This window comes from Mesorhizobium sp. M5C.F.Ca.IN.020.29.1.1 (assembly GCF_003997375.1).
GTDB classification, from domain to species: domain Bacteria; phylum Pseudomonadota; class Alphaproteobacteria; order Rhizobiales; family Rhizobiaceae; genus Mesorhizobium; species Mesorhizobium wenxiniae.
On sequence record NZ_RZSW01000254.1, the window covers coordinates 1 to 8,314 of the forward strand.

An 8,314-nucleotide genomic window follows, 5' to 3' on the forward strand; every position below is an offset into this window, starting at 1 on the left:
CCGACAAAGCGAGCTGCGGCGCATAGGCGCGTAAATAGCCTATCTTGATTTCGGTCAGCTTTTTTTCCGGCTTGGCCGTTGCGGCCGGTTGCTTGCCCGTTGCTTCCTGGGCCAGCGCGCCCGGAACGTTGACGGTCAGGGAAAAAAAGCACAAAAAGGCCGCGAGAGTGCCCGGCACCGCGCTCGTCATCGATAAAATTACCCGTTCTTGCGCTAAAGTCCGATTGTTGCCGGACCGGCGCGAAGTCAAGGTGCCCGTGATGAGCTTAGCTGACCCGCAAATTTTATCAAACCCTGAAAGTGGACTTCTCGCGTCTGCTTTAGTGGCATGCCTGCTCGCCGGAAGCGCAACTGAGCGGATTCCGGTATCCGGACCCGAGAGCGTCCTGTCCCTCATGCCGCAGAAAGTCTTCCAATGACCAGAATGCTGGCCAGTGTCACCGGCGTCGACGAGGCGGAGATCGCCCTTTCGGGTGGCGTCGACATCGTCGACCTGAAGGATCCGAAGGCGGGGGCGCTTGGCGCGGTATCCACGCAAACCATCCGCCGGACGATTTCATTCATCGCCGGCCGGGCGCCGGTCAGCGCGGTCTGCGGCGATCTGCCGATGGAACCGGAGACGATCCGCGGCAAGGCCGAAGAGATCGCCGCGACCGGCGTCGATTACGTCAAGATAGGCTTTTTCCCGTCGGAAAATGTCTCCGCCTGCGCGGCGGCGCTCGAGCCGCTCGCCGTGCGAACGAAACTGATCGCCGTGCTTTTCGCCGACCTGGCGCCGGATTTCGAGCTTCTGCCGATGCTTGCCAAACATCGCTTCCATGGCGCCATGGTCGACACTGCGATCAAGGCAAACGGGCGGCTGCTCGACCATCTGCCGCCCGAGCGTATCCCGGGTTTCATCGATCGAGCCAAATCGCTCGGTCTGATTTTTGGCCTGAGCGGATCGCTGGAAACCCCTGATATCCCGCGCCTGCTGCCCTTCGCTCCCGATTTTCTCGGCTTTCGCGGGGCACTGTGCGGCAACTCCGGCCGCGTGGGTTCGATCAGTGCCGAGGCCGTTGCGCAGATCCGCGAGTTGGTCCCGGAAGAATCCCGGGCCGGCGGCCCGTCGAGCGTCGACTACCGCCTGCTGGCGGCGAGGGGCTATTCGCCGGGCACCGACCCGACACTGGGCACCGACAAGATCTTCGTGCGGGACTTTGTCCTGCCGGTTCAGATCGGCGCTTACAGCTTCGAGCACGGCCATACACAGAAGGTGCGTTTCGACGTGACCGCCGACGTGCTGCAAGTCACCGACCATCCCGAAGACATGCGCCATGTGTTCTCCTACGACATCATCATGGACGGCATTCGCACCATCGTCGCGCGGGGCCACGTCCAGCTTAGCGAGGCCTTGGCCGAGCAGGTGGCGACCTACATTCTGGAGAACCCGCGTGTCGTGCGCGTCACGGTAAGGGTGGAAAAACTCGAACTCGGCCCAGGCGGCGTCGGCGTCGAGATCGAACGCAAGCGCCAAACGGCAGGCCGCGGCGTCGCCTCCGGCCCTGCCGGCCGAAAAGGCCAAATCGCTGCTTCCCAGCCGCGACAAGAAAGGCCTGAGGCCATCAGGCGAGCCGCCGTCAAGCCGTCCGTCGTCAAGCTTGGCGGCAGCACGGTCCATGCGGCGGAAATGGAAAGCTGGATCGCGGCGCTGGCGGGTTCCAAGCTGCCTATCGTCATTGTGCCCGGCGGCGGCCTGTTCGCCGACCAGGTGCGTGAGACGCAGTTCCGGATGGATTTTTCCGATACCGCTGCCCACGCCATGGCGATCCTCGCCATGGAGCAGTTCGGCCAGGTCATACTCGACCGTGACGAAAGGCTGGCGCCGGCACGGTCGCTGGAAGAAATGGTTCGAGGGTTGGATGAAGGGAGGGTACCGGTGTGGCTGCCGTCGTCATTGGCCCTGTCGGCGCCGGACATTCCGGCGTCCTGGGACATTACCTCCGATTCTCTTGCCGCCTGGCTTGCCGGCAAGCTCGGCGCGAATACGCTGCTGCTGATCAAGCAGACCGGCGCCTTCTTCGGCAGCGACACGATCGACGGCCTGGCAGTCAGGGGCATCGTCGATGCCGGTTTCGCCGCTATGCTGCCCGACGGTGTCGATTTCCATCTCGCCGGTCCGAAAGATGCAGCCGAAGCCGGGGCGCTGCTCGCGTCGGGCAATCTGCCCGGGATCCGGATCGCGGCTCCGATCCGGTCGGCAAGAAAAGCAGGGTAGGCGATGGCGACGCTGCATACGCCGCGCTGGGCATGGGTTTTGACCGGTTCCGGTCATTTTTTTACGGAGAGCTTCGCACTCATTCACCAGATAGAGCATTGCGATGTCTTTGTGTCGAAAGCCGCCAACGAAGTGCTGCGCATGTACAAGCTCAAGCTCGATTTCCCGGAGACGACGCGCGTCCTGCACGACAAGACGGCGAGCGCGATCCCGGTCGGCGAATTCTATCACGGTGTCTATCATACGGTGGTGGTGGCGCCGGCCAGTTCCAATACGGTCGCCAAATGCGTGCACGGCATTTCCGACACGCTCGCCACCAACGTCTTTGCCCAGGCGGGAAAATGCCGGGTGCCGGCCATCGTCTTTGCCTGCGACACCGCGCCGGAACTCGAAACCATGGCGCCGCATGGGCTGGTCAAGGTCTATCCGCGCAGGATCGACCTGGAGAATACCAACCAGCTGAAGAGTTTTGAGCGAACACAGGTGGTCGAGTCGCTTGCCGATCTCGAAGCCTCGGTCAGACGGCGCTACGCCGAACTCGCACGCCATGGCTGAGCGGCTGGTCTTTCTTACCGGCCATCTGGCAAAAGTCCGGCTGGAAAGGCTGCTGGCCGGACTGGGCGAAACCGAATTTGCCTGGGAGATCATCGACATCGGCGTCAAGGTTGCGGCGCTGATGAGCGAAGACATCATCAAGCGGCGGCTCAGCCTGACGGGCGGCATCGACCGCGTCATCCTGCCCGGCCGCTATCGCGGCGACATCGAGCATCTGTCGGAGCATTTCGGCGTGCCCTTTATACGCGGCCCCGACGAGATCGCCGATCTGCCGGCTTTTCTCGGCCGGGCGGGCGAGCCGCCCGACCTTTCGCGTCACGACATGCGCATCTTCGCCGAGATCGTCGATGCGCCGATGCTGTCGGTCGCGGCGCTGGTGGCGAGAGCACGGACGCTGGCTGCGGCCGGCGCCGACGTCATCGATCTCGGCTGCCTGCCGGAAACACCGTTTCCGTTGCTGGAAGAGGCGGTGCGCGAACTGAAGGCACAAGGATTTCTGGTCAGTGTCGATTCGGCCAGGTCAGACGAACTGTCGATCGGCGCAGGCGCCGGTGCGGACTATCTTCTGAGCCTCGATGAGAACACGCTGTCCTTGGCCTTCGACCACAAGGCCGTGGCAGTGCTGATCCCGGCCACGCCCGGCGACCTGGATTCGCTGGGACGGGCCATCGACGCGGCGCAAAAGGCCGGCGTCGCCTTCCTCGCCGATCCTGTGCTCGACCCGATCCATTTCGGCTTTGCCGCCTCACTCGGGCGCTTTGTCGAGGCGCGCCGCCGCTGGCCCGAGGTCGAACTGCTGATGGGCACCGGCAATCTCACCGAGTTGACCGACGCCGACAGTTCCGGCGTTACCGCCGTTCTGGCCGGGCTCTGCTCGGAACTTCAGATCCGAAACGTGCTTGCCGTGCATGTCAGCCCGCATACGCTGCGAACGATCGAGGAGCACGACATTGCCCGCCGCATCCTGTTTGCCGCCAAGAGTGACGGTGCGCTGCCGCGGAGTTACCATCCAGGGCTGCTGCAGGTTCACGACCGCAAGCCGTTCACCGCCTCGACCGGGGATATCGAAGCACTTGCGGCGGAGGTGCGCGACAACAACTTCCGCATCATGACCGCCGAGGACGGCATCCATGTTTTCAACGGCAAGGGGCATGCGGTTGCCACGGATGCGTTCGAACTCTTTGCCGGGCTCGGCGTTGAAGCGGATGGAGCACACGCGTTCTATCTCGGCGCGGAGCTGATGAAGGCCGAGATCGCGTGGCGCCTCGGCAAGCGCTATGTGCAGGACGAGCCGCTCGCATGGGGCGTTGCCGCGCCGGGTCCCGAAACCGACCGCAGCCGTCTTGCCGAGGCGGGCCACACGCTTCGCGCGAAGAAAGAGCGCTAAACCATGCCATACATTCGCGAATCGATCATCACCACGGTCAACAAAGCAGGCGACGTCCACATCGCGCCGATCGGCATAATCGCCGAGAAGGACGGCTGGGTCATCGCGCCGTTCCGACCGTCGATCACGCTCGACAATCTCGCCGAAGTGCCGTTCGCCATTGCCAATTACACCGATGACGTGCGCATCTTTGCCGGCTGCCTGACCGGCCGCAAGCATTGGCCAACCGTTGCCATCGACGGGTTTGCGGTGCCGCGGCTCGCAGCGGCGCTCGCCCATTCGGTCCTCGAAGTCGAAAGCGTCGATGACGATGCCATGCGGCCTCGCCATTTCTGCCGCGTGGTGCAGGAGGAAACGCATGCGCCGTTCGCCGGCTTCAACCGCGCCAAGGCGGCGGTGCTGGAACTGGCGATCCTGGTCAGCCGGCTCGGCATGCTGCCGCGCGACAAGATCGAGGCGGAAATCGCCTACCTTTCGATTGCCATCGAAAAGACCGCGGGCGAGGGCGAAAAAGAAGCCTGGGACTGGCTGATGCAGCGTGTCGGCGATCACCTTGCGGCCGAGGATGCCAGCGGCGAGAATGCGCGGGGGTGAACCGGATATGCTGAACCAGGGTAAGCGTCCGGGCTATCTCAAACGGCGGTGTTCGACCCTTTTGCGGCCATTGAGCCCGGTATGCACGATGACCGGAGTGGGGCCGACAGTAGACTGTCGGGTCTCGGCGAATGAAGATACGAAAGCGGCCGGTCATCGACGCGCCTCGCAAGGCGTCCGGCTTCTCTGTTAGATGTTTTTGAAAGACGATCGCCATGGTCCAACTTTCGCCCTCGACACCGACTCTCGATCTGGACATTAAGAAAATTTCCTCGGTGTTCGGGAAGAGCTCCGAAATCTACGGCCGCATCGTCAACGACATTGCGCCTGATCTGATGAGAGACAGGTACACTTTCGAGGACTTGTCGGATTTCGAATGCAGGGGCTCGCGACGAATCGATCGGGCGGGCGTACATGGGGCACATCTATTGGACGGAGATGCTGTACCGGGCGCATATGGCTTCGGTCGCATCGGTGTTCCGTACGTCCAGGTGGATCAAGGTGGCGATCCGCGAACATGAGGCGGGAAGCCTATATGGTTGCGCGTCGGCGTGTAGAAGCCTGATCGAATCCGCAGGCGATATAAACCACAGCCTGGGACCAGTGGCCCAGACGCTCGCCTACAACAAGGATGCGATCCGGGCCGAGATTTCCGGTCAAACCGGGGAGCCCATGCTGTCCGCAAAGGAGTTTGAAGACACGCTGATACACTTCACGCATGCCCGGAAGGTGCTGAAGACCGAAAAGACACCGGACAGTCACAAGGCGATGCAGACTTTCCAGTACGTCGACCGGGCCTACCTCGTCTTCTCCGGCGGACGCATCCCGCTGCGCGGCATCGAGATGCACGGGACCCTATTTCCGGCCGGACGTCTGGGTCGCGGGTGCGCCCGTCAAAAAGGGCTACCTGACCGTCGACGAGAGCGCGCAGGAATTCGTGGTCACGCAGGACGGCTGGAGCTTCGTCGCTGACACGCTGGAAGTCCTCGGGAAATAGCCGCCATGCAATACGCCCTGGTCGATAAGGAACGGCGCGAGTCCTTTCCGGAACGCACAGGCAGCGCCAAGAGCGGACGCTTGGCGCCAATGTGCCAAACGTCGTGATTTGGCCGGAACCGGGACGGCAACTTGCAGGGATGGATTGCGCTTTCGCAGGTCTCGCCCCGGTGCAACCGCATGCGCTGCTGCCTCGTGGCGTGCGGGTATTCCATCGCCGCCAAAATGCGCCTATTCAGGCAGGCCCGCCAGACGCCAGCCATCAACAAACGGCTGCGCAATGCTCATGCTCCTAAAGGGTGAGTTCGCCGCCAGATCACCGAACCTCCAACTTGGATTGCCCGCAAGAAATAGGCGGGCTTCCTCCTGTGCCTCAGAAACGCGGCCGGCAAGGGCAAGTGCGGCAATCAGGTGCTCCCTCGAACCCGTCCCGTAGGTTTCTTCCCTGCTCAAAGACGCAACAGCTTCTTCGTAGTGACCGGAGGAAATTTGCGCCATTCCCATGATCCAGAAATACCAACCGGGTGGACGAGGATTTAAACGCAGCGCGTCTGCACAAGCGGTCAGCGCCGCTTGCGGCTTGCCTAAGTAGATTTGAAGCTCACCCATCCATGCAACGGCATCTGCATTGTTGGGATTTTGCCGAACGGCGGTATCGAATTGGAATTTTGCTTCATCCCAATTGCGCTCATAAAGCTGAACGCAGCCCAGGATCCTGTGAGCGTGGGAATCGCCGGGGTCGATTTCCACGGCCCGTTGCGCGTGCATCAGAGCCTTTGCGCGGCCGGGTATCTGTGGTTCTCCCCAGATAATCCAGCCAAATAGCAGTGAGATGGCAAGATTGCTGTGCGCTTCGCAGTAGTTTGGATCGATCTGAACGGCACGTTCCAAATCAGCACACGCCTCACTGTTGTCTGATCTCGAAACGTTGCATTTGCCTCGCGATCTAACACAAAGATCATAGGCTTCGAGATTTGACGGTCGGGAACGGGCAACAATATTCTTTCCACCAAGCTTGCCAGAAATCGCTTCAACAACGCGCCGCGTGACCTCGTCCTGAACGTCGAAGATGTCGGCGATATCGCGGTCGAAGCGCTCAGCCCAGACGTGATTGCCGCCTTCCGACCCATTGATTAGCTGCACATTAACACGCAAACGCTTGTCGGATCGCCGTGCGCTGCCCTCAAGTATGTAATTGACCCCTAGATCGCGAGCGATCTGACGGACATCACTAGGCTTGCCCTTGTAGGCGAAGGTGGAGTTGCGGGCGATTACGAAGAAGCCCGGTACAGTCGAGAGATCGGTGATGATGTCCTCTGTCAGGCCGTCGGTAAAGAACTCCTGTTCGGCGTCGCCGCTCATGTTGATGAAGGGCAGCACGGCGATGGACGGCTTGTCGAGAAGTGCGAGCGGAGCCGGTGTTGCTCCGGTTAAGACAGGTGGCTCGCGACGGGGAGACGTACCGGCCTCCAGCGCATACACACGCATCGGCTCAGCAATGTTCTTAAGGACTCTCTCGCCGAGATCACAAATCGCGAGGTCGAGCCGGCTCCGTACCTGACGGTAGGCATCTTCGGACAGGCAGATGGTTCCTGGTTTCGCTATGCCCTCTAGACGAGCAGCGATATTGACGCCATCGCCCATCAAGTCGCCATCCGCCTCCTCGACAACATCGCCGACATGAATACCGATGCGCAGTTCAATTCGACGATCTGCCGGCAATCCGGAATTGCGCTCGAGCATTCCTGCCTGCAGCTCCATAGCGCAGCGGACCGCGTCAACGCCGCTCCGAAACTCGGACAGCACGCCATCGCCGGTGCTCTTCACGACCCGGCCCCGATGAACTGCGATGGTCGGATCGACGAGGTCGCTTCGCAGCGTGCGGATGCGTGCGAGCGTACGATCTTCGTCGCGCGCCGTCAGACGGCTGAATCCGACGATGTCCGCCACTAGGATTGCAGCGAGCTTGCGTGCTTCGGTCATTGCTTGCCCATACCCGAAATCCTATCACAGCTGCGGGCGGATAGCCGCGCAGTTTGTGACCCGCGAGATACCATGCAATCAGTTCCGCATACGGACGAAGAAGCAGAGCTTTGGATAGTGAACAGAGTAACCGCTCATTGGCTTCGGCGCCCTCGCGATCTAGCGATCCTGATGGCGCGCAATGCGGACATCGCAAGTGTGCACGCGTCGGTTAGCTTGCCACCGTCTTGAGGTTCACACGTGTTGCTGCGGCAACCGCGACCTCCAATACGTGCGCCAGCGATGTCGGCTTCACCACGATTGAAATCCAGCCAACAGCGCCACCGCTGATGCGGGCGCCACGCTGCTGGCTTCGCCGCGAACGGCGTCATCTGCGGGGATGATCTCGGCGAAATCGACGAAGCGGCGCTGCATGCGTTCGGCCAATCGCCTGATCTGCCAGCGGCCGGTTCCGGCGCCGACGATCGGCACTTCCCGGGCAAGAGACCCGGCAACCAGGGACGCTGCGTCGTGGATCTTGCGCAATTGCCGTTCGCTGAACC

6 protein-coding genes and 2 pseudogenes are annotated in these 8,314 nt (G+C 61.7%); 5 read left to right on the forward strand and 3 right to left on the reverse strand.

Translation table 11 applies throughout. The features are described from left to right. Positions 1 to 190: pseudogene (locus EOA85_RS19980) on the reverse strand (hypothetical protein); the annotation flags it as partial. Between the two features lie 225 nt (positions 191 to 415). Between EOA85_RS19980 and EOA85_RS39120 the strand changes: the two are divergent. From EOA85_RS39120 to EOA85_RS20005, 5 genes are all read left to right on the forward strand, one after another. Further along, positions 416 to 2,257: a (5-formylfuran-3-yl)methyl phosphate synthase gene (locus tag EOA85_RS39120; protein ID WP_127210886.1), complete on the forward strand. Its 1,842-nt coding sequence runs from the start codon at positions 416 to 418 to the stop codon at positions 2,255 to 2,257. A gap of 3 nt (positions 2,258 to 2,260) precedes the next feature. Further along, a complete protein-coding gene (locus tag EOA85_RS19990) occupies positions 2,261 to 2,812 on the forward strand; it encodes a flavoprotein (RefSeq protein WP_065010930.1) in 552 nt (183 codons plus the stop codon). Further along, positions 2,805 to 4,199 carry a DUF6513 domain-containing protein gene (locus EOA85_RS19995; protein ID WP_127210887.1) on the forward strand — a complete coding sequence of 465 codons (1,395 nt, stop codon included), beginning with the start codon at positions 2,805 to 2,807 and terminating at the stop codon, positions 4,197 to 4,199. Before EOA85_RS19990 ends, EOA85_RS19995 begins: the two co-directional genes overlap by 8 nt. A gap of 3 nt (positions 4,200 to 4,202) precedes the next feature. Then, positions 4,203 to 4,793, forward strand: coding sequence for a DUF447 domain-containing protein (locus tag EOA85_RS20000; protein WP_127210888.1), 591 nt, complete (start codon positions 4,203 to 4,205; stop codon positions 4,791 to 4,793). Positions 4,794 to 5,207: 414 nt separating this feature from the next. Beyond that, complete coding sequence (locus tag EOA85_RS20005; protein WP_127210889.1) at positions 5,208 to 5,765, forward strand: hypothetical protein; 558 nt, start codon at positions 5,208 to 5,210, stop codon at positions 5,763 to 5,765. Between the two features lie 255 nt (positions 5,766 to 6,020). On the opposite strand, the gene EOA85_RS20010 is transcribed toward EOA85_RS20005, so the two are convergent. Both EOA85_RS20010 and EOA85_RS20015 read right to left on the reverse strand, forming a co-directional pair. Continuing rightward, positions 6,021 to 7,772, reverse strand: a complete 1,752-nt coding sequence (locus EOA85_RS20010) for an adenylate/guanylate cyclase domain-containing protein (RefSeq protein WP_127210890.1) — start codon at positions 7,770 to 7,772, stop codon at positions 6,021 to 6,023. 291 nt (positions 7,773 to 8,063) lie between these two features. Then, positions 8,064 to 8,314, reverse strand: a pseudogene (locus EOA85_RS20015) (hypothetical protein); the annotation flags it as partial.